21 protein-coding genes are annotated in these 20,941 nt (G+C 38.2%); 9 read left to right on the top strand and 12 right to left on the bottom strand.

Annotated features, from left to right (window positions below; translation table 11 throughout):
- The first annotated feature begins 64 nt into the window (after window positions 1-64).
- Together ABD769_RS13000 and ABD769_RS12995 are read left to right on the top strand one after the other, a co-directional pair.
- On the top strand, window positions 65-2,038 hold the full coding sequence (locus ABD769_RS13000) for a transglutaminase domain-containing protein (protein WP_344851850.1): 1,974 nt from the start codon (window positions 65-67) through the stop codon (window positions 2,036-2,038).
- Window positions 2,039-3,946, top strand: coding sequence for a DUF3857 domain-containing protein (locus tag ABD769_RS12995; RefSeq protein ID WP_344851849.1), 1,908 nt, complete (start codon window positions 2,039-2,041; stop codon window positions 3,944-3,946).
- A 141-nt stretch (window positions 3,947-4,087) separates the two neighbouring features.
- Here the strand turns inward: ABD769_RS12995 and ABD769_RS12990 are convergent, their stop codons facing one another.
- Entirely contained in the window at window positions 4,088-5,536 is a 1,449-nt protein-coding gene (locus tag ABD769_RS12990) for an SDR family oxidoreductase (RefSeq protein WP_344851848.1), read from the bottom strand.
- 214 nt (window positions 5,537-5,750) lie between these two features.
- Between ABD769_RS12990 and ABD769_RS12985 the strand changes: the two genes are divergently transcribed.
- Window positions 5,751-6,536: a murein L,D-transpeptidase catalytic domain family protein gene (locus tag ABD769_RS12985; protein ID WP_344851847.1), complete on the top strand. Its 786-nt coding sequence runs from the start codon at window positions 5,751-5,753 to the stop codon at window positions 6,534-6,536.
- Here the strand turns inward: ABD769_RS12985 and ABD769_RS12980 are convergent.
- Complete coding sequence (locus tag ABD769_RS12980) at window positions 6,533-6,976, bottom strand: hypothetical protein (protein ID WP_344851846.1); 444 nt, start codon at window positions 6,974-6,976, stop codon at window positions 6,533-6,535. The genes ABD769_RS12985 and ABD769_RS12980 overlap by 4 nt on opposite strands.
- A gap of 200 nt (window positions 6,977-7,176) precedes the next feature.
- On the opposite strand from ABD769_RS12980, the gene topB reads away from it, so the two are divergent.
- On the top strand, window positions 7,177-9,030 hold the full coding sequence (topB, locus tag ABD769_RS12975) for a DNA topoisomerase III (RefSeq protein ID WP_344851845.1): 1,854 nt from the start codon (window positions 7,177-7,179) through the stop codon (window positions 9,028-9,030).
- Here topB and ABD769_RS12970 read toward each other — a convergent pair.
- From ABD769_RS12970 to ABD769_RS12950, 5 genes are all read right to left on the bottom strand, one after another.
- Window positions 9,027-9,404 carry a response regulator gene (locus ABD769_RS12970; protein ID WP_344851844.1) on the bottom strand — a complete coding sequence of 126 codons (378 nt, stop codon included), beginning with the start codon at window positions 9,402-9,404 and terminating at the stop codon, window positions 9,027-9,029. The two genes, topB and ABD769_RS12970, sit on opposite strands and share 4 nt — an antisense overlap.
- Window positions 9,405-9,568: 164 nt before the next feature.
- On the bottom strand, window positions 9,569-11,479 hold the full coding sequence (locus ABD769_RS12965; RefSeq protein WP_344851843.1) for an AAA domain-containing protein: 1,911 nt from the start codon (window positions 11,477-11,479) through the stop codon (window positions 9,569-9,571).
- Between the two features lie 151 nt (window positions 11,480-11,630).
- On the bottom strand, window positions 11,631-12,014 hold the full coding sequence (locus tag ABD769_RS12960; RefSeq protein ID WP_344851842.1) for a DUF3037 domain-containing protein: 384 nt from the start codon (window positions 12,012-12,014) through the stop codon (window positions 11,631-11,633).
- Entirely contained in the window at window positions 11,992-12,783 is a 792-nt protein-coding gene (locus tag ABD769_RS12955; protein WP_344851841.1) for a HipA family kinase, read from the bottom strand. Before ABD769_RS12955 ends, ABD769_RS12960 begins: the two co-directional genes overlap by 23 nt.
- 228 nt (window positions 12,784-13,011) lie before the next feature.
- Window positions 13,012-13,200 (bottom strand): hypothetical protein, encoded by a 189-nt coding sequence (locus ABD769_RS12950; protein WP_344851840.1) that lies wholly within the window; start codon window positions 13,198-13,200, stop codon window positions 13,012-13,014.
- Between the two features lie 111 nt (window positions 13,201-13,311).
- Here ABD769_RS12950 and ABD769_RS12945 point away from each other — a divergent pair, with 111 nt between their 5' ends.
- From ABD769_RS12945 to ABD769_RS12935, 3 genes are read left to right on the top strand one after another with little or no spacing between them, the layout of a single operon-like run.
- Entirely contained in the window at window positions 13,312-13,692 is a 381-nt protein-coding gene (locus ABD769_RS12945) for a hypothetical protein (RefSeq protein WP_344851839.1), read from the top strand.
- Between the two features lie 44 nt (window positions 13,693-13,736).
- Window positions 13,737-13,940 carry a KTSC domain-containing protein gene (locus ABD769_RS12940; protein WP_344851838.1) on the top strand — a complete coding sequence of 68 codons (204 nt, stop codon included), beginning with the start codon at window positions 13,737-13,739 and terminating at the stop codon, window positions 13,938-13,940.
- 1 nt (window position 13,941) lies between these two features.
- Complete coding sequence (locus ABD769_RS12935; protein WP_344851837.1) at window positions 13,942-14,691, top strand: endonuclease; 750 nt, start codon at window positions 13,942-13,944, stop codon at window positions 14,689-14,691.
- A gap of 212 nt (window positions 14,692-14,903) precedes the next feature.
- On the opposite strand, the gene idi is transcribed toward ABD769_RS12935, so the two are convergent.
- The 5 genes from idi to ABD769_RS12910 all read right to left on the bottom strand — a co-directional run bounded on the left by idi (window position 14,904) and on the right by ABD769_RS12910 (window position 18,595).
- Window positions 14,904-15,419 (bottom strand): isopentenyl-diphosphate Delta-isomerase, encoded by a 516-nt coding sequence (gene idi / locus ABD769_RS12930; RefSeq protein ID WP_344851836.1) that lies wholly within the window; start codon window positions 15,417-15,419, stop codon window positions 14,904-14,906.
- The gene (locus ABD769_RS12925) at window positions 15,420-16,256 is read right to left on the bottom strand and encodes a phytoene/squalene synthase family protein (protein ID WP_344851835.1); all 837 of its coding nucleotides are present in this window, start codon (window positions 16,254-16,256) and stop codon (window positions 15,420-15,422) included. It lies immediately after the preceding gene.
- The gene (locus tag ABD769_RS12920) at window positions 16,240-17,145 is read right to left on the bottom strand and encodes a MerR family transcriptional regulator (RefSeq protein WP_344851834.1); all 906 of its coding nucleotides are present in this window, start codon (window positions 17,143-17,145) and stop codon (window positions 16,240-16,242) included. Before ABD769_RS12920 ends, ABD769_RS12925 begins: the two co-directional genes overlap by 17 nt.
- Before the next feature lie 224 nt (window positions 17,146-17,369).
- Entirely contained in the window at window positions 17,370-18,248 is an 879-nt protein-coding gene (locus ABD769_RS12915) for an SDR family oxidoreductase (RefSeq protein WP_344851833.1), read from the bottom strand.
- 71 nt (window positions 18,249-18,319) lie between these two features.
- Window positions 18,320-18,595: a hypothetical protein gene (locus ABD769_RS12910; RefSeq protein ID WP_344851832.1), complete on the bottom strand. Its 276-nt coding sequence runs from the start codon at window positions 18,593-18,595 to the stop codon at window positions 18,320-18,322.
- A gap of 289 nt (window positions 18,596-18,884) precedes the next feature.
- Here ABD769_RS12910 and ABD769_RS12905 point away from each other — a divergent pair, with 289 nt between their 5' ends.
- A complete protein-coding gene (locus tag ABD769_RS12905; protein ID WP_344851831.1) occupies window positions 18,885-19,625 on the top strand; it encodes a LytR/AlgR family response regulator transcription factor in 741 nt (246 codons plus the stop codon).
- Window positions 19,626-19,714: 89 nt separating this feature from the next.
- Window positions 19,715-20,818, top strand: a complete 1,104-nt coding sequence (locus tag ABD769_RS12900; protein ID WP_344851830.1) for a sensor histidine kinase — start codon at window positions 19,715-19,717, stop codon at window positions 20,816-20,818.
- Window positions 20,819-20,941 lie beyond the last annotated feature (123 nt).

Below are 20,941 nucleotides of genomic sequence, written 5' to 3'. Positions count from 1 at the left end.
ATTGTCAAATTATTTCAGAATGTTAGTTTCTACCACTAAATTGCGCCAATTTATATACGCTCAAATGAATAAGACGTTAAGTTTACTATTTCTATTAATTACATCATTAACCACTCAGGCTCAAAATTTTAACTACGGGGCCATTACGCACGACGATTATCAGTTCGACAGAAAAACACTGGATAGTAATGCAAATGCCATTGTTTTAAAAGAATTTGGAACAGCTTCGATCCAGCTAGACGACAATACCCATAGCCTGGTTTTGATTTTTGAACACCACGTAAAAATCAAAATTTACAACAAAGAGGGCTTTAAGGAAGCTAATATTGTGATTCCAACCTATAAAGACAGTAACCGGGAAGAAACCATAAGCGAGTTAAAAGCGTCAACCTTTAATTATGTTGATAATAACTTTGTAGAAACGGTGATGGATAAAAAAGCTGTTTTTACAGAAAACCGCTCGAAATACACCCGCCTCACCAAATTTACACTTCCTAATTTGAAAGAAGGATCGGTGATTGAATACAGTTATATTTTAAGGTCGCCAAATTTGTTCAACTATAAAACATGGGAGTTTCAGGGTGATATTCCAAAGGTTTCGAGTGAATACGTGGCCTATATTCCTGGAATTTACAATTACAATGTTTCCTTACGTGGTTTCCAGAAACTAACCGATCAGAAATCGGAACTTAGTAAAGAATGTTTACGTTTATCAGGCGTTGCAATTGATTGTTCGAAGATGACTTACCTGATGAAAAATGTTCCTGCATTTATAGAGGAAGATAATATGACGGCGCCAAGTAATTTTAAATCAGCCATTTATTTCGAACTTTCTGACGTACAGAATATCAATGGCGGTAAAACCTCTTATACCAAAACCTGGAAAGATGTGGATTATGAACTTTCTAACTATAAAACCCTGGGCGACCAGATGAAAAGGAAGGATGTTTTTAAAGAGCTTATCCCAACCATAACCAAAGGCAGTACAGATGACCTTGAAAAAGCGAAAGCCATTTATAATTACATCAAAAAACAAATTAAATGGAATAATTATTACGGGATATATTCGGAAGATAATATAAAAAGGGCGCTTGATACCAGAACAGGTAATGTGGCAGATGTTAACCTGAGTTTAATTGCTGCACTTTCTGCTGCAAACCTCGATGCTGAGGCCGTGCTCTTATCAACACGTGATAATGGAACCGTAAATAAACTTTATCCGGTAATGAGCGATTTTAACTATCTGGTTGCCAAAGTAAATATTGGCGATAAAAGTTATTTGCTTGATGCCACGGAGCCGCTTCTGCCCTTTGCGCTTCTGCCGTTAAGGTGCATTAACGATCAGGGCAGGGTAATTAACCTGAAAAAACCATCGTACTGGATCGATTTAATAGCCAGCCAAAAATCGACAACCAATTATGTACTGACCGGAAAAATGACAACCGACGGAAAAATTATTGGCACCCTGCTAACGCATAGCATGGGTTACTCTGCTTATGCAAAAAGAAAGGATATTTCGCGCTACAACTCGCCTGATGAATATGTAGAAAAACTGGATGAACGTTTAACCAGGATAAAGATTTTAGAACACAGCATCTCCAATTTAGACAGCGTGGAAAATGCTTTAACAGAAAAATACGAAATCGAATTTACAGTTAACGACGGCTCAAACAACAAGCAATTTTACTTTAGTCCGTTTTTTATCAACCCCATTTCGAAAAACCCATTCAACTTAAACGAACGTACTTACCCTGTTGATTTGGGTGCCGCATCTGATGAGCGCATTGTTATTAATGTAACATTGCCTGGTAATTATGAACTGTTAGAAAAACCTAAAGATATGGCTGTCGGTTTACCAAATGCCGGCGGAAAATATTTATTACAAACCGGTTTGCAAGACAATACCATTTCGGTGAACCAGATCATGCAACTTAATCATGCAATTTATCAGGCAGATGAATACCTTTACCTTAAAGAATTTTACAGCAAAATTATTCAAAACCAAAAAACTGAGTTTTTATTAAAAAAAGCAAATTAGATGAAATCTTTATTCACGGCGGTATTTTTGCTTTTGTGCTTTCTTACAGGCTTTGCCCAGGATAATTACGACGTTGATTTAATTCCGGCAAACCTGCGTAACCGCGCCAATGCCTGTATCCGTAACCAGGAAACCGTAATCGATATGCGCGCACCTGATAATGTGATGCTGAGCGTAAAAAAAGCCATTACTGTGTTCAACCAAAATGGAGAAGATGAAGCCCGCCTGGTAATTTATTATGATAAAAACATTTCTATTAAAGGAATTAAAGGCGAAGTGTACAACAGTGTAGGCCTCCCCATCACGAAGTTTAACCAGAATAATTTTTCAGATATGAGTGCGGCCGATGGTTTCTCTCTTTTTGTAGATAGCCGCGTGAAACATTACCTTCCATCAGTAAATGAGTACCCTTATACAGTGGTTTACAATTATGAAATCAGGAATAAACAAAACCTCATTATCCCCGACTGGACACCCAAACCGGCCGACGATGTTTCAGTAGAAAAAAGCACTTATACTTTTATCTGCAAACCTACTGATCAGGTAAGGGTAAAAACCCAGAATTATAACGGAACACCGGAAGTAACTACAGATGAAAAGCAGAAAAAAACCGTCTGGAAAGTAAATAATATACTGGCCGTTAGAACAGAGCCTTACAGTCCTGCTCATGAAACTTATGCCACCAGCATACAAATTGCCCCGCTCGATTTTTACTATTACAGCCACAAAGGGAATTACACCAACTGGCAGGAACTGGGAAAATGGATTTACGATGATTTGTTAAAAGAGCGAAAAGCTTTACCACCTGCAACCGTTCAAATGGTGAAAGATCTGGTTAAAAATGAAAAAACGGATAAAGATAAGGCACGCAAAATTTACCAGTACCTGCAGGATAAAACCCGGTACATTAGTGTGCAGATCGGTATTGGTGGTTTTCAACCCATTGCTGCCAGCGAGGTAGACCGCTTAGGTTATGGCGATTGTAAAGCATTGGTAAACTACATGCAAAGCCTGTTGAGTGCAGCAGATATAGCATCGGATTATTGTGTGGTAGAAGCCGGTTCAGAAAAAAAGAGCATGGACCCAAAATATGCAAGTATGGTGCAGGGTAATCATATTATTCTTTGCATGCCTTTAAAAGGCGATACCACATGGCTGGAATGTACCAGTCAGAAAATTCCATTTGGCTTTTTAAGCGATTTTACCGACGACCGACTGGTGCTTGCCTGTACGCCTGAAGGAGGAAAATTGCTGCATACCCCTAAATTAACAACTGCTGAGAACCTGCAGATTCGCAAAGCAAATCTCACCATCGAAGCCGACGGAAACATCACCGGAAAAATGAATACGGTTTACGAAGGTGCACAGTACGAGAATCAGGAAGGATTGATCAGTAAATCCATTACCGAACAACATAAACTGCTTAAAGAAACCTATAATATTGACAATATAGATTTCGAAGCGGTGGCCTTTGCACAGAAAAAGGATATCGCTCCTAAATTAACAGAAGATATTTCGCTTAATATTCGTAATTATGCCCCCGTTAACGGTAATAAAATGTTTTTACAGCTCAATGCCTTTAACATCAAAAAATCAATTCCGGAAATTAAAAACAGGACTTTGCCGGTGTACATTAACCGTGGTTATACCGATGAAGATACCATTGTTTACACCCTGCCGGATAATGTAGATACGACATTAATTTTTAACCAGGATAAAACTTTTAAAAGCGATTTTGGCCAATATGTTTGTAAAACATCTGTAGAAGGCAAAAAACTAACCTATTATAGAAAGTTTGTTTTAAACGACGGGACCTTTCCGGCAGAAAAATATGCTGACTTTTCTAAATTTATTAACGATGTAAATGCGGCAGATTATTTAAAACTGGCACTTAGCTTAAAAAAATAATCCCCAAACCGATACCAATAATCATAATCAGATACATTAAGATTTCTGTAGAAGCAAACCTCTTGTATTTTGTCCAGAAGGAATAATCATTGTCTTGATTGGCCATTTTTTGATTTATTTGGCAAAAATAGCTAAATAGATTTAATTATTGGGTTTGTAAGTGGTAATCTCTTTAGCCATGCCTTTAAAAAGTACAATATGAAAAGGCCACATGGCGTACCAATAAATCCTTCCCCATAAACCTTTGGGCCTGAAAGTGGCAATCTGTGATAGAAAAGCTTTTCCATGAAACTCCACTAATTTCAGTTCGAGCCAGGCTTCCCCCGGTACTTTCATTTCTGCATATAAAAGCAATCTTTTGGCTTTTTTGTCCGCCAGTAAAACCCGCCAGAAATCCAGTACATCACCTGCCTGGAGGTCGATGTTACTTGTTCTGCCCCTGCGTGTTCCAACCCCTCCAAACATTTTATCTAAAAACCCGCGTAAATGCCAGAGCCAGTCCATAAAATACCAGCCTCTATTACCGCCTATACTCCAAATATTATCAAAAACCTCTTCTGCTTTACGTTCAAAAGGCATCTTAACTTTATACTGCAAGGTCCCGTTTTGTGGTACCTTAATCTGATCCATAAAATTAGAATTGAGGTAACCGCGGTTCAGGGCATCCTTCCAGCTTGAAACAATAGAATTCTGATCAATTTTTTCAAAAGCCAGGTGTAACGCTTCTGCATAGGTTAAACATTTCCTCGGTACAACTTCCTGGATGTGGTTATCCTTGCAAACCACTTCATTCTTCATGCTATCTACCAAGCTCCGGGCTAATGAATAAGGTACCGGTGTAATCATGTTCAGCCATAAAGAAGATAATCTTGGTGTTAGTACAGGTACAGTCACAATCCATCGCTTTAATCCCCGTTCTTTGGCATAACCCAAAAGCATTTCGCGATAGGTTAAAATATCAGGTCCGCCAATATCAAAAGTTTGATGATAAGCCTTATCATTGTGTAATACACCGATCAGGTACGCCAAAACATCACGGATCCCGATTGGCTGGCAACGTGTTTCTACCCATTTTGGCGTAATCATAAAAGGGATTTTCTCCGTTAAATCGCGTATAATTTCGAAAGAGGCACTGCCAGAGCCAATAATAATGGCGGCCCTTAAAATAGTACAGGCTTTTCCTGATGATTTAAGCTCTTCTTCAACCGCTAACCTCGAACCTAAATGTTTGGATAAATGTTCATCGTTGGCAATGCCCGTTAAATAAATAATCTGTTTACAGTTTGTCTTTTTTATTGCTGCCGAAAAATTTTCGGAAGAAGCTTTTTCCATGTCTGAAAATCCACTTTGGCTGGATGACATAGAATGCACGAGGTAATAAGCGGCATCTATATCTTCAGGAATTTCATTTAAGGTTTCTGCATGGAGTAAATCGCCGGTAATAATCTTTACCCGATCGCTTAAATCAGAGTCGGAAATAAACCTGCGTTTATCCCTGACCATACAAACAATTTCATGATTATCTTCCAATAAAAGCGGAAGTAATCTCGTACCGATATAGCCATTTGCACCAGTTAATAAAATTTTCATAGATGAGGGATTTAAGAAATAACACTAAATAAATTGCTTTGTTAGGTTTATTGTATGAAAAACAGGAAAATCATATTCCTGATAGCTATACTACATTTATTAAAGTCATGAGAGTGTAAAACCATCTGTATTTGTAGCACTACAAAATCAATATGCACAACATTTTACTGAAACAACCGTATAAATAGCTCAATATCAAACTAAACTGTACTGAATGAAGAAATACATCCTGGGCATTGCTACGATTTTTTTAGCGGGTATGAGCATTGTCGGAACAAGTTGGAAAGCCGTGGAGCTTCCACACACACAACAAGACGCAGTTAAAGCCATTGCTGCAGACAGTTTGTACAATAAATACATTTTAAACATTTATCATCTGGTACATTTAGATTCTGCAGGACTAAGTGAACAGGTTTTTGAAAAAGCGTTAACCGGATTCTTTAATATGAAATATTCGGGTTTACTGCATGCAAAATCCATCTTAACCATTGCCGATTTCGACCAGGAAAGCTGCAAAAAGCGCCTTTACATTATCGATCTGGCCAATAAAAAACTTTTAATGAACACCTGGGTGGCCCACGGACAGAATAGTGGTGGCGATAAACCCTCGGCATTTTCCAATAACATTAACTCCAACCAAAGCAGTTTGGGATTCTATTTAACAGGCGAAATTTATTATGGCAAACATGGCCGTTCGCTAAAATTGGATGGCATGGACCAGGGTTTCAACAGCAATGCGAGAGAAAGATCAATTGTGGTACATGGTGCGAGCTATGTAAGTCAGCAAAGTATCGATCAACTGGGCCGGTTGGGCAGAAGTCAGGGCTGCCCGGCTGTTCCTGCAAAGTTAGCCGATCAGGTAATCAACACCATTTCAGACCGGACTGTACTTTTTATTAATAACTCAGAGCAGCAATATAACTCAGCATTTTTAAACGAAACCCTGGCTGCAAGCGTGGTTTTAAACCAGGAACAGCTTTTTGCTGCACAGATGGATTAGTGTTGCTTAATATTTCTGGCGTTCAGGTTTTTAGGAAGGATTCGGATAAACAGTGATTTGCTGCCCGCCAGTAAATCCCACACCCAACGGTTACTATCTATACTTTTCTCGCCACAGTCGATCACCTCTGCCCTTTTGAGCAATTTTTCGACTAATTTTTGGATCCATTTTACCCGAACGATGCGGTTAAAATTCAGGCCCAGGTAATCGCAATATACGTGTATGATGATTTCTACAAGGAGTGAGTCGTTCGAAATGGCGAGCGGCTGCCCAAATTGTTCTTCATAATCTGTTTTAATCACCTCAACCAGCAGCTTAAAGCGGCTACCGGCTTTTCCATCAAGGTATTTCCAAAGTGAAGCATTGCTATATACGCGTACCAGCTTTGGTTCGAGCGTTACTTTTATCTGGCTTCCCTGCAGATCGTAAATTTTATCCATTAACAAAAAAATTGCAGCAGTTAGATTAGTGTTTTACCAGATTGTTAATCAATTTGATATAAAAATAATCAATATGGCTCATGGACAAAGTTAACAGATAATTGTTTTTAAAAAGGAGCATTAAATGGCATTGTGAGTAATTTTTTTAAGCTATTGCCATTATTTTAAGCATCTTTGGGGTTGAAAAGATAAGCCCATTCATGAAGATTGTAATTGCAGAAAAGCCCTCTGTTGGTCGTGAACTTGCTAAAGTTTTCGGAGCAACCACCAGAAAAGACGGATACATTGAAGGTAAAGGATATTCTTTTACCTGGGCGTTCGGGCACTTATTACAATTGGCACCTCCACAGGATTACGGCTTTATTGGCTGGCGAAAACAGCATTTACCCATGCTGCCGCAAAAATTTAAGCTTGCCATAAGAAAGATCAAAACAAAAGATGGCTTTGTAGAAGATCCTGCGGTGAGGAAACAGCTGGATACCATTAAGAAACTTTTTGATGAAGCTACGGAGATTATTGTGGCAACGGATGCGGGACGAGAGGGTGAATTGATTTTCAGGTACATTTACTATTATTTAAAGTGTAAAAAACCTTTTAAACGCCTGTGGATTTCTTCGCAAACAGATGAAGCCATAAAAGATGGTTTCAGAAACCTGAAACCAGGTACAGATTACGATACTCTATTTAATTCTGCCCATTGCCGTTCGGAGTCTGATTGGCTGGTGGGGATGAATGCCACGCAGGCTTTAAGCATTTCTGCAGGCAACCGTACCGTACTTTCTTTAGGAAGGGTACAAACACCTACCCTGGCGATGATTTGTGCACGTTTTTTAGAAATTAAAAACTTTGTGCCGCAAACTTATTACCAGATCAGCATTTTGCTTACCAAAGATGAGCAGCCCTTTAAAGCGATATCAACCACAAATTATAAGGATAAAGAGGAAGTAGAAAAATTATTTGCACTGATAGAAGATGTGGCTTCGGGTTTCACGGCGGGAGGTAACATTACGGCCGTTGAAGCAAAACCACGTAAAGAACCGCCACCGCTGTTGCACGATTTAAGTAGTTTACAACAGGAAGCCAATAAGAAAAAAGGTTATACAGCCGATCAAACGCTTAATATTTTGCAAAATTTGTACGAAAGTAAACTGGTTTCCTATCCCCGTACCGGATCGCGGTATATTGGAGACGATGTTTTTGCAGGCGTGCCGGATCTGATTGCAAAATTTACCGGTCATCCAGATTTTGGCAAGCAGGCGCAGTTTTTACAAACCGTTACGTTAAATAAACGGAGCGTAAATGCGAAAAAAGTAACCGATCACCATGCTGTTTTACCTACCGGCGAACAGGCTTATGGCCTAAGTGCAGATAAACAAGCCGTATATGATATGGTGGTAGGCCGGATGATTGAAGCTTTCCACCAGGAATGTTTAAAGGAACTTACCAAGATCACCATACAATCGGGTCTTACCTTTGTGGCCAATGGAACTGTAATCCGCTCTGCGGGCTGGCGGGCTGTTTTTAATGATCCGGAAGATGATAAAAAAGATGAGGATAATGCGGCATTACCAAAAGTTACGGTTGGCGAACTGTTACCCATTACCGAAAAATCTTTATTAGAAAAGCAGACCAAGCCAAAACCAATGTACAATGAGGCATCGTTATTAAAAGCACTCGAAACCTGTGGTAAAGAAATTGAGGATGAAGAATTGCGTTACGCCATGAAAGACAGCGGTTTAGGTACCCCGGCAACACGTGCATCCATCATCGAAACTTTAATTACGAGAGAATACATTACGCGGGAAAAAAGAAACCTGGTGCCCACCAATAAAGGCCTGGCTGTTTACGAAGTAGTTAAGGATAAGCAGATTGCACAGGCAGAACTTACCGGACAATGGGAAAAACGTTTGGAAGAAATCCGCTCAGGATCTTCGGTAAAAGATTTTAAATCAGAAATAACAGAATACACTAAAACAATTACCCACGAGCTGTTAATAGCAGGTGCAAGTATATCTGGCAAACTTGAAGAAGAAAAGAAACTCGTAAAGGCTTAATTAAAAACGCTGTTAATTACCTGCTGCAGGGAATCGCCCATTTTTTCATCTTTCTGAACAAAACCAACGGCACCTGCGGCTAAAAAATCTTGTTCAAGCAGATCTTTATCATTACCACTGAACATGCAGATTTTAATATCAGGCTGGATGGTTAAAATTTCTCTTATGGTATCCGGGTTGCTATCACCCTGCGGCATATTGATATCCAAAAGCAGAAAATCTATCGCTTTTTCTTTCAGGTAGTTTATGGTATCAGGTAAATTCCTGGTTTCAGAAATATTTGGCGAAACAACGTATTTGGTAAACAAACGCTTCATTACAAGCCTCATCATCTCGCTATCATCAGCGATGAGAATTTTAACAGTTTCAGTCATGAATAATAAGTATAGTAAGCCCGCATACAATATTTACCGGCATAAATATTTTCAAAAAACTTATTTAACAAACCAGGTTTTACAATTTAATTATGAGGCTATTAAGCGTAAAAATAACAAATTTTATTCAGCTCTTTCAGATATTGAAAGTAACAGTTTTATAACTATAGCTCCATAAATTCCCAGGCACTGTGGTAGGCATTCAATTCTTCAGCATATTGTATAAAATCTGCATAGAACTTAGATTTTGAAAGTGTAGAACTATCCCCAACAATTATCAGTTTTTTCCGGGCCCTTGTCATGGCTACGTTCATCCTTCTGGTATCAGACAAAAAGCCGATGCTTCCTTCCCCGTTACTCCGGGTTAAACTAATGTACACCACATCACGCTCCTGTCCCTGAAAACTATCTATAGTATTCACCGCGATTTTATCCAGGTATGGGCTTAATATTTCATTTTCCTGTACCAGCTCTTTCAGGATCTGAACCTGTTGCCTGTAAGGAGAAACAATCGCAACAGATGGGAAATCCCCTGAATACTGAACCGTTAAATTACTCACAAGATGTGTTAAGTGTTTAACCAAAAATGCAGCTTCATCAGGATTGGTGGTGCTTGTTCCATCTAATTTCTCATCATAACTGCAACCTGCCGTATCAATAAACTGAATGGGCTGATCACCTTCAAATAATAAATGACCGGCCACCGTGTGATGCGCTTTTAATTCATTATTATAAAATACCTGAGATGAATAACCCATAATATCCTTATTCATCCTATACTGCTCATTAAGCAACACAACAGCCTCTGGATGAAGACTTACAGCCTTTTCTAATAAAGTATTACTTAGGCCATTTCTTGCGGCTTCATTTGATTTTATGGTTGGAGAAAGCTGAAAATGATCGCCGGCTAAGATCACCTTTCGTGCTTTTAAAATAGGGATCCAACAGGCCGGCTCCAAAGCTTGTCCGGCTTCATCGATTACAATCGTATTGTACTTTAAGTTTCTAACGGTATAATGGTTCGCTCCTACCAAAGTTGCGGTAATAATCTGTGCTTTGGTAAACAGGTTATCCATAATATACTGTTCCGTTTTTTCGACTTCTTTTCCAATTTTATGTGCTTCATCAAACAGGGCTTTGCGCTGCTCGCGTTCTGCCCTGCCAAAACTGCGTTTGTATTTATGAGCCATGTTTTTGTACTCGCTGGCCTGTTTTTTTAATGCTTTAATGGTTTTCATTTCAGCATGATCGGCCATTTGATGATCGAGTGTAGCAGCAAGTAATCTCTCTGAAACCCTGGCCGGATTACCCACCCTGATTACTTTTAAGCCTTCGGCAGCCAGTTTTTCAGTCAATAAGTCAACTGCAGTATTACTTGGCGCCACAACAAGAATTTTCTGATCACTGTGTTTAGCCAACGATTTTATGGCATGTACTAGCGTTGTGGTTTTTCCGGTTCCCGGCGGACCATGCACTATGGCCAGATGATCTGCCGAAACAATTTTATTTACCGCCAGCTGTTGCGAATCGTTTAAAGTATTGGGAATAATAAACTTTTCTTCCCCTCTAAATGAAGGTTTATCACCTTTGGTTAAAATTCTGATCAGCTTATTTTCCGCCTCATCTTCGGCAAGGTTTGTGGCCTGCTTAAGGGCTTGCTGCATCTCATCATAACTGTTGTTATCAAAAAGCAGATCAACGCCAAGTTTTCCGTTTCTGGTCCAGTCAGGCAGTTCATCTACCCGCAAGCTGATTTTCATCCTGCTCCCACTCTGATGCGTTATAATTCCTTCAATCCGGTCTTCTTTAGCATCGTGATTTGAAAATAACACCACAGCAGAGCCAAAACGAAACTGATGTGAAAAATCCTGATGGGTAGTCCGTTCTAACTCTACGGTTAAATAATCGCCGCGGCCAATTTCTGTATTCCTGATCGCAATCGGATACCATGTTAAGCCTAATGCCCTCCTGTCTGCAGCAGAAGTATTTTCAGTAAGTTTTAAATAAGATTGTAAATCTTCTTCGCGCTCGGTATTAAGGAGATCCTGAAGTTTTTTGAAATATTCTTTTGGCAAGGTTAGATGGTTAAATGTTTAAACTGGTTAATCGGTTAATTGCTGGATAGTTAAATCGGTTAATTGTTTAACTGTTTAATTGTTCGCAGACTAAAAGTATTTGCTGTTAAGGTAAATTAAACGCTTAGCGCCGGGCGCTATACACAAAGCGTTACAAAACCAGCTCCTGATGCAACCTCAATAATGTTTCTTCGGCATCATCGCAAAAACCAGGATGTACTTTTGAGCATTGCACCACAGTACTTCTGGTAGCGGTAAGCCATCTGAAACGCGAAGCCTGATCGTATTGCCCAATTGGTCCAGATCCTTTAGCCGCGATACTGATGCGCTCAAAGGCACATAAATTTTCTTTCAGTTCTGCCAGATCAATACCCGGCGAAAAAGCTTTTATCCTCGCTTCGTTTAACACAAAAATGCTTTTTAAATATTTTTGCTTTGCACAGAACAAGATAATCCCCACGTTCATAAATTCTTCACGCTCTACCCTGGGCATTACGCGGATTACAGCATACTCAAATAAGAATTTCCCTTGCATGCTGTGCTTCTTTTAAAAATACGTCAACGTGTGACAATCTTTCGGTGAGGAAATAAATGTAGGCTTTGCGGTGATCTTCTTTGGTTTCGAAATTCGTTTCGCCTTCCAGCCAGTCATCAGGAATAATATCGATTACTGCTTTTATTTTTTCGGGTGTAAGGATTTTTGTAAATTCCTCGTGTACACTTTCCAGTTCGGTAGCCCACGGCAATAACACATGGTCTTTTACCAAAAAGAATGGTTTAACAGCTTGTTCCTGCCAGTTTTGCCACGAATGGTGAAAGTATAAAGATGCCCCATGATCAATTAACCAGAGTTCTTTATGCCAGATCAACATGTTGGTGTTGCGGCAGGTACGGTCCATATTAGTTAAAAAGCAATCCAGCCATACAATCTGCGAAGCTAATTTAGCGTCAACAGTAGTGACTGTCGGATCGAAAGTAATGGCCCCGGAAAGATAATGCAGTGCTAAATTTAACCCTACGCTCGCTTTTAATAAATCCTGGATTTCTTCGTCAGGTTCTGTCCTTCCAAATGCCTCATCAAGATTGGCAAAAACCAGTTCGGGAACACGTAAACCCAGTATCCGGGCAATTTCACCGCCTATTAATTCTGCAATTAATGCCCTGGTGCCTTGTCCAGCTCCCCTAAATTTAAGCACGTACAGGAAATTATCGTCGGCCTCTGCAATGGCGGGCATCGAGCCCCCTTCGCGCAGCGGCGTAACGTAACGGGTAACATTTACTGTTCTAAGTTGTAAATCGTTCATATTGGAAGATAGGATGGCCATTTGTTTATGCAGGCACAATTCTAAACTTGCGGCAAATTTAGCAGAATTTAGGCAATAAATCAGTCAGCGTTAGGTAGTAATGCCATAAATTATAACATCTTGCTACATAAGCTTCGGGTTTATATTTTCTTCAATGCCTGCTATGGTCAAAACAATACTGATCATAACTAATGATATTATTAAAAGTATTTCTACTCCCAATTCGATTTAATCATGTCCTAAATAAGCATTTCCTGCAGGCGTCATCGCTGCCGACCATTGCACAGATTCACGGTTAATCGTAATCAGGCCCATGCTTTCCAGTTCCTCATAGTCTTCTTCCCTCCCACCTAAAACTGACGAACTCACCTGTTGATTAATAACTTCAAGCAATGATAAAATTTCTGATCTTTCCATAACAATATTGATTAAATAGTTAATTAACATAAATATACTTAAAAATGTTTCTTACCCGGTTAAACATTTCCCCGCCTTTGAGGTTGTACTTATACCCGGATCTGATTGTTTATGGAAGCACACATTTATTACCTTTTTATTATGGCACTGCCCGTTGCATGCATCGCCTGGACGGTTACCAAAGAAGAAATTTTTAGGGAGGCACGAGAATTTTGTGTAGACCGTTCGAAAAACTGCAACAAACTTGTTAAAAGAAAATTTTTCTACGTTTTTACCTGCGAATATTGTTTTAGCCATTACGTTACCGCACTGTTATTGATTATTACCAGGTTTACTTTAATTTATCCCGATTGGCGGGGTTACATTATTGCCTTTTTCTCCATCGTGTGGATCGCAAATGTGTATATGAGCTTGTATAACATCATCCGGATTGACCTTAAAAAGGAAAAAATCAAGGTGGCAAAAGAAGAATCAGAGCTTAAAAACGAGTAAAACCATTTTTAACAGCAGCTGTTTTTAAATATAAACTGCAGGTTATGCCATCATCAGTAATTAAATATTTTAGTTATGATACCGCTACCGAAACGTTGAAAATCATATTTACAACAGATATGGTTTACCTGTACAAAAAAGTGCCTGAAAAAGTTTATAAATTATTAAAAGCTTCAGGATCAAAAGGGCGGTACTTTAATGCCCATATAAAAGACAAATTTAAATTCCGGAAACTGGAGGAAGAATAATATGCCAGAAGGCCCATCGATTGTAATATTAAAGGATTTAATAAAAGACCTTTACCTGGGCAAACCTGAGGTACTGGAAGTTGCAGGAAATGCTAAAAACATTGATAAAGACCGGTTATTACATCAAAAAATAATCGATTTTAAAAGCTGGGGCAAACATTTTCTGATTTGTTTTAAAGATTTCACCGTCCGCATCCATTTTATGCTTTTTGGCACCTACCTTCTTAATCAGGAGAAGAAAACACCATTAACTTTAGGACTCGTTTTAAAAAAAGATGTGCTAAACTTTTACACCTGCAAAGTCGATCTGCTGGAAGGAAATGTTAAAGAACATTACAACTGGGAGAATGATATTATGGCTGAGGAGTGGAACAGCAGAGCCGCTATCAAAAAACTGAAAGATATGCCCGAGGCTTTGGTTTGTGATGTGCTCATGGACCAACAGATTTTCAGCGGTGTTGGCAACATCATTAAAAATGAAGTTTTGTACCGTATCCGTGTACATCCGCTGACAAAAATTAAAAGTTTACCTCCTGCAAAATTAAAAGCTTTGGTTAAAGAGGCACGCAATTACAGTTTTGATTTTTTAAAATGGAAAAAGGAAAATACATTAAGCAAACACTGGGAAGTTTATAGCCAGAAAGAATGTCCCCGAAAACATAATATAGAGAAAAAAGAACTGGGAAAAACCCACCGGCAAACCTATTATTGCGAGAAATGTCAAAAATTATATCACCAAAAAGAAAAATAATTATCATTTCTTCAAAAGAAGTCAAAACACTAATCTCTTAAATATTAATGGCTTAGCAAATAATAGTTTTCAAACGAAACTTTTAAGTATAATCTCAAAGTAAAAGAAATGTTAAACTTTTAGGATTTTTATAAAGTAGTCCTATATTTGTCCTCGAGAGCGTTAATTTAGATACGGGTATATGGCTTAGGCTGTATGCCCGTTTTTTGTTTTTATGCTTTTACATGCTCCATTACCTTATCTAAACAAATCCGCAGCCAGGGTGTGTAAAGACCAGGATTAAGCTCAATATCAGCTGCCAAAGCTTCTAGCCTGATGTATTTAAACGTTTCTACTTCAACAGGGTTAATCAGTGGCAGTTCATCACTTGTACCAAAAAAAACATGGTCTACCTCATGCTCAGTTAAACCATCTTCAAATTTTGCCTTATAGGTAAACTTAAACAGATAATCCAGCTCGCAATCCATTCCCATTTCTTCTTTTAAACGTCTATTGGCAGCATCCATATTGGTTTCGCCCATTCTGGGGTGACTGCAGCAAGTGTTGGTCCACAAGCCACCAGAATGATATTTACTTAATGCCCGTTGCTGTAGCAAGAGTTCATTTTTCGAATTGAAAATAAAAACCGAAAAAGCACGGTGAAGCAAGCCTTTTTCATGTGCTTCCATTTTTTCCATCTGTCCCACCGGCACATCATTCTGATCTACCAGAATAACCTGTTCTTCCATTTAAATTACGTTTAACTTATTGCGGATGATAGAATCAAACATCAAACCAACTTTGCGTGTGTTCGAAATCCTGATCCTTTCCGTCATGATTTTTTCAGCACTCAGGCGTTTTATTTTGGCAAATAATTTTTTGTAATAGATGTACGACAAATACACGCCATTACGGGCGCCTGGAGGTAACATCTTTATTCCAGCCAGGGCAACATCGAATTCGGCCTCAATTTCATGCTCTATCTGCCGCTTCTGGTTATCACAAAATACCGCGAGGTTAACATTTGGAAAATAATTACGGTTAAGTGCCTGATGATCAGCCTTAACATCCCGCAGAAAATTTACTTTTTGGAAAGCAGAGCCCAGTTTCATTGCATATGGCTTTAGCTGCTCATAATGTTCATCATCTCCATTGGTAAAAACCTTTAGGCACATTAAACCAACCACTTCTGCAGAACCCAATATATATTCATTGTATAGTTCGGGAGTATATTTCTGTTCCGAAAGGTCCATTTCCATACTTTTTAGAAATAAAACAATGAGTTCATGATCAATCTGATAATGATTGACCACCTTTTGAAAAGAATTTAAAATCGGGTTTAAACTAATGCCCAGATTAATGGCCTCAAAAGTATCCTGTTTAAATTTTCCGAGCAGAAATTTTTTATCAAAGTGATGGAAACTATCTACAATCTCATCAGCTAAACGCACAAAACCATAAATAGAATGAACAGGCAGACGCAGTTCCTTACCAAGAAAATAAATACCGAATGAGAAACTGGTACTATAACGCCTGGTAGTAAGCCGGCTGCAATCGGCAGAGAGTTGATCAAAAATTTCTTTCATGTAAGAGTGGATTGGGAATGGATGCTTCAAATTCATCAAGGGTTTTAAACCAGTTGATGTGACCGATATTTTGTAATTTACTGATAACCTGACCATTTCCGGCGAGGTGGATTTGGGCAGATGCGCATATTTCTGATAACTGACCGATATATTTCTGTGCCACAGATGCTGATCGTGATTTTATCATAAAAAATAAAACCTGATCTACATTTAAGGAAGCAAATACGCGTTTGATGGAATCCAACGGAACTTTACTACCTAAAAAAATAACCTGATGGTGGTGCATCCTCAACATATAATTTGCAAAAAGCAGTCCGATGTCGTGATCTTCATCTTCTGGCAAAAAAAGAAGCCACCTTGCGGCTGAAGATGGTGCTTCCGGAAGATGATTAATATGTGTAAATATTTTCTGACGGATAATATTGGATAAAAAATGCTCGTGAGCAGGACAAATATCGTCTTTTCGCCACATTAATCCCAAACGGACCAGCAAAGGATACATAATTTTGCGGTAACAACCTGATAAACCCAGCTTCTTAATCCCTTCATCTATTAAATGATTAAAATGGGGCTCGTCAAAAGACAATCCATAACCAATCAGCTTCGAAATGTAATATTCTGCCTCTTCGTCGATAGAAGGATAAGTAAGCTGCTCATCTAAAAGTGTTTCAATGGCTTCATCAGAAAGGCGGCATATTTTGGAAATTTTTAGGCCGCTTTTATTTAAACTAACGATGTTTAGCAATTTTCTTAACTGTTTATCATCGTACAGGCGGGTATTGCCCTCAGTCCGCGTTGGACTTAAGGCATTATAGCGCTGCTCCCAGATCCTGATGGTATGAGAATGAATGCCCGAAAGCTGTTCAAGATCTGAAATGGAATAATTCATTATTTTGTTTAAATATATCTAATAAAACTTAAACAAAATAAATAAAGGAAAGTTTTTTAAAAAGTGCAGTCAGATGTTTCCATCTAAAGTGTCGGATGGTAATATCCAACACCACGATGAAAGATATATTTCAAATTAATGAATTGCCGGATGGTAACATCCGGCAACACGATGGCAAAATATGCATATAAAAATCTGTGCGTATCTGAGGTTAAACAATAACATTACTCAAAAGCAGACCTGTATTCCTTAACAAAATTTGTAAATGTTCCCGGCGCTTTACCGGTTACTTCCATTACATCGTGGCTAACCATAGCTGCTTCACCACGGGCATAATGTGCATAATCTTCTATTAAACCAGCTGCCTGCCAGGATGGAAAACCGGCCTGTAATAAAGCCGCTTTCAGTTCTTCATCAGATACGTTAATATATTTAATTTCCTTCTCTAATATTTCGGAGAGGATTTCTGCTATATCATTGTGACTTAGGTCTTCAGGACCTGTAATGTTGTAAATCTTACTTTCATTATCTCTGCTAACCAACGCTTGTAAGGCCACAGCGGCGATATCGCGGGTATCAACCAAACTGATTTTTGCATCACCTGCAGTAGAAAAAAATTGCTGCTGATATTTTATGGGATCTGCAAAACCAAGTAATCCCTGCATAAACAGATTTGGTCTTAAAAAAGTATATTGTAAACCTGTATCCTTTATTCTTTGTTCTACAGCAGCATGGTAACGGAGAAAACGAACTGGCGAATTCATATCTGCAGCAAACTGAGAAAGTTTAACAATGTGCTTAACATTACTTTCCATAACTGCATCAACAAAATTGCATTGCAAGCTTTCTGCCGTTTCAGAAGAATTACTCAGGAGAAAAACTTTTTCGATACCTGCTAAAGCATTTACAATACTTTGCTTATCGTTAAAATCGCCGGTAACTATTTCTGCGCACTTAAGCTGCTTTAAATTGCTGGCTTTATCCAGGCTTCTTACCAATGCCCTGAAAGGAATGTTTTTAAAAGCTAACTGTTCTGCCAATACTGAACCTACGCTTCCTGTTGCACCGGTAACCAGTATGGTGGGTTGGGTTAAATGTGTCATATTTTAATTATTTATAACACAAATTTCAGCCCTTAAGCAGAAATAAAATTGTAAGAAAACGAAAGTTACAACTAAAATGCTTTCTCGGTTAAAAGCACTCCCCTTTCGCCATTCCCGGTTTCTATGGTATGTACATGTTTATAAGAGTGGCTAAAGAAATCGTAACCATGTTCCATCTGCTTAATAGAAACCGTATTTAAAGGATATTTAAAATTGGTTTGCATGCACAACAGGCTGCCGTTTGCCAGTAAAAGGAAATCACAATCGTATCCTCTTTCCTGCAGTTCGATAACTTTTTTGGTAATGGATACGTTTAATCTATTTGTGGTGCGGATTTTATTTTTCATAAAAAATAGGTTTTAGGGATTTTCAGGGTGAATATTCAGGATAATAAATATATCTATTAATTACTACGATTCAAAATACAATATATTGTTATACAAGTAATTAAATCATTTTGTTTTCTTTTCCGCAGGTCCGATATTGTGGTTTCCTTTAATTAAACCGGCGATTATGCCCGGAAAACATATTCGTATCATATTATTTACAATAACCACTAATCACAAATACAAACAGAAAATAATTTCTTTATTTAAAAATGCATGCCATAATTTAGTAGAACATAACACACACCTAATGAAACTTACATGCATCGTAATCGATGACGACAAACATGCCGTCAACGGGATAACAGCGTATATTAATAACCTTACAAACGTTCAGTTAATACAATCTTATACTGATCCTTTACAGGCTTTAAAAGAAATTACTGCAGGAGAACAGGTTGATATTATTTTTATAGATGTAGATATGCCCATGATTTCGGGGCTTGAACTTTCAAAGGCCATCCGGCATAAAACCGACAAATTAATATTTACCACTTCACATTCTAAATATGCTTACGAAGCTTTTGAAATGTATGCAAGCGCCTATTTATTAAAGCCTTATACTTTTGCGCGTTTTGCCGAAACCATTAATCACCTTTTTCCATACGCGCCAAGTGTGCCCAATGTTACCGTAAAACAGGAAGACGATTATTTCTTTGTGCGCAATAAAAGCGAAAAGAATAACCTGATTAAAGTAAGGTATGCAGATATTGTTGCAATAGAGAGCCTTCAAAATTATGTAAGGATTTTTACACTTAACGAAACTATTGTATCCTACATTGCCTTGTCAGAAATCAGGATTATTTTAAAGGATTATGAGAATTTTGTACAGGCACACCGCTCCTTTATTATTGCTAAAAATTACATCGAAAAAGTGGAGGGCAATACATTAAAAATGATTAACGACCTTACCATTAACATCGGAAATAATTACCGCGAAAGCATACAGGAGTACATTAAAGAAAAAACCATCAAAACAAGTCGTTCTTAAAACTAAATTTTTAGTATTTTCGTTGTTAAACAATTAAGCCTTTGGTTTTTTTTGTTAACTATTTAGCCGTCCCCCAATTAACTAGCCAGATGATCGCAACAAACGAAAGCGTAAACAAGAGACAAAACCCGTTAGTAAAATGGGTAACCAGCAAAAAACTCCACATCATAGTCTGGATAATTTTTATCTTTTACGAATCTATTATTGTAGGGCTGATTAACGGGAAATTTGGTCGCCTGCCTCCATATATTTTATACTATACGCTCAATATCATTACTTTTTATGTGCATGCCCATGTGGTGCTGGCAATAGCTTTTACAAATCCAAAACAAACCGTATGGAAACTTCCTCTGGCTGTTTTGCTCGAAATTACGGCTTATTTAATGATCGCCGTTTTACTCGATTATATTATCATTTTCCATACAGCCTATACCGGATCCGGTAAGATTGAGCTAAATCTGCAGTATTTTCTGGCCCCACTGTACCGGTGTGTCTATTTTATGTGTTTCTCTACAGGATATTATTTTTTAATGCGTTACATTAAGGAGCGAAAAAAGACGGAGGAACTGGAAAAACAGCGTTTATATAACCTCATCCAGATCGCCCGTTCAGAAAATGCCTTTCTTAAAGCACAGATACAACCTCATTTATTATTTAATACTTTAGATTTCATTTATCAAAATGCCCGCGATTCGTCTCCCTTTGCAGCTGAAGCCATCCATTCGCTCGCAGAAATGATGCGATATTCGGTAGACAGTAATAAAGACCGCGAATTTATATTGCTGGGAGAAGAAATTAACCAGGTAGAAAATCTGATCAATTTACATCAGCTCCGCAATGACCATAACATCCGGCTCCGTTTTTGGTACGATGATGAAATCAGGAACCTGCAGATCATTCCGATGGTACTCATTACCCTGGTTGAGAACATATTTAAACATGGAGAACTATCTGCAGAATCTAACCCTGCAGAGGTGAGTTTAAAAATTGAGCAAGATCACCTCATTATCGAAACATCAAATTTAATTAAAGCTATTAAAAATACATCTGGTTTAAGTTCGGGCATAGAAAACATCAAAAAGCGATTGGATTATGCCTATGGCGAAAATGCATCGTTTAATTATTTCAGCGATACTAAAAATTACTTTAAGGTAATATTAAAAATAAAGCGCACAACCTCTACTTTGATTTAATATTTTTACTTAAAACCTTAAGGTTCTGCAACAATTTCAAAAGAAAAGGCTTTTTTCCTTGCCGAATAGATAAAAATCCTTTACCAAGATGTTTTTTTTCCTTTTTATTAGGTGAAATTGTAA

Source organism: Pedobacter jeongneungensis (assembly GCF_039538295.1).
GTDB classification, from domain to species: Bacteria; Bacteroidota; Bacteroidia; order Sphingobacteriales; family Sphingobacteriaceae; genus Pedobacter; species Pedobacter jeongneungensis.
Note: the sequence above shows the minus strand (reverse complement) of the source record. Positions and strands in the feature narration are given on the sequence as shown.

Bases quoted from the DNA above. Each gene is read 5' to 3' on its own strand.
- ABD769_RS13000 (WP_344851850.1), top strand. From the start codon at position 65: ATGAATAAGACGTTAAGTTTACTATTTCTATTAATTACATCATTAACC.
- ABD769_RS12995 (WP_344851849.1), top strand. From the start codon at position 2,039: ATGAAATCTTTATTCACGGCGGTATTTTTGCTTTTGTGCTTTCTTACA.
- ABD769_RS12990 (WP_344851848.1), bottom strand. From the start codon at position 5,536: ATGAAAATTTTATTAACTGGTGCAAATGGCTATATCGGTACGAGATTA.
- ABD769_RS12985 (WP_344851847.1), top strand. From the start codon at position 5,751: ATGAAGAAATACATCCTGGGCATTGCTACGATTTTTTTAGCGGGTATG.
- ABD769_RS12980 (WP_344851846.1), bottom strand. From the start codon at position 6,976: ATGGATAAAATTTACGATCTGCAGGGAAGCCAGATAAAAGTAACGCTC.
- topB (WP_344851845.1), top strand. From the start codon at position 7,177: ATGAAGATTGTAATTGCAGAAAAGCCCTCTGTTGGTCGTGAACTTGCT.
- ABD769_RS12970 (WP_344851844.1), bottom strand. From the start codon at position 9,404: ATGACTGAAACTGTTAAAATTCTCATCGCTGATGATAGCGAGATGATG.
- ABD769_RS12960 (WP_344851842.1), bottom strand. From the start codon at position 12,014: ATGCAAGGGAAATTCTTATTTGAGTATGCTGTAATCCGCGTAATGCCC.
- ABD769_RS12955 (WP_344851841.1), bottom strand. From the start codon at position 12,783: ATGAACGATTTACAACTTAGAACAGTAAATGTTACCCGTTACGTTACG.
- ABD769_RS12950 (WP_344851840.1), bottom strand. From the start codon at position 13,200: ATGGAAAGATCAGAAATTTTATCATTGCTTGAAGTTATTAATCAACAG.
- ABD769_RS12945 (WP_344851839.1), top strand. From the start codon at position 13,312: ATGGAAGCACACATTTATTACCTTTTTATTATGGCACTGCCCGTTGCA.
- ABD769_RS12940 (WP_344851838.1), top strand. From the start codon at position 13,737: ATGCCATCATCAGTAATTAAATATTTTAGTTATGATACCGCTACCGAA.
- ABD769_RS12935 (WP_344851837.1), top strand. From the start codon at position 13,942: ATGCCAGAAGGCCCATCGATTGTAATATTAAAGGATTTAATAAAAGAC.
- idi (WP_344851836.1), bottom strand. From the start codon at position 15,419: ATGGAAGAACAGGTTATTCTGGTAGATCAGAATGATGTGCCGGTGGGA.
- ABD769_RS12925 (WP_344851835.1), bottom strand. From the start codon at position 16,256: ATGAAAGAAATTTTTGATCAACTCTCTGCCGATTGCAGCCGGCTTACT.
- ABD769_RS12920 (WP_344851834.1), bottom strand. From the start codon at position 17,145: ATGAATTATTCCATTTCAGATCTTGAACAGCTTTCGGGCATTCATTCT.
- ABD769_RS12915 (WP_344851833.1), bottom strand. From the start codon at position 18,248: ATGACACATTTAACCCAACCCACCATACTGGTTACCGGTGCAACAGGA.
- ABD769_RS12910 (WP_344851832.1), bottom strand. From the start codon at position 18,595: ATGAAAAATAAAATCCGCACCACAAATAGATTAAACGTATCCATTACC.
- ABD769_RS12905 (WP_344851831.1), top strand. From the start codon at position 18,885: ATGAAACTTACATGCATCGTAATCGATGACGACAAACATGCCGTCAAC.
- ABD769_RS12900 (WP_344851830.1), top strand. From the start codon at position 19,715: ATGATCGCAACAAACGAAAGCGTAAACAAGAGACAAAACCCGTTAGTA.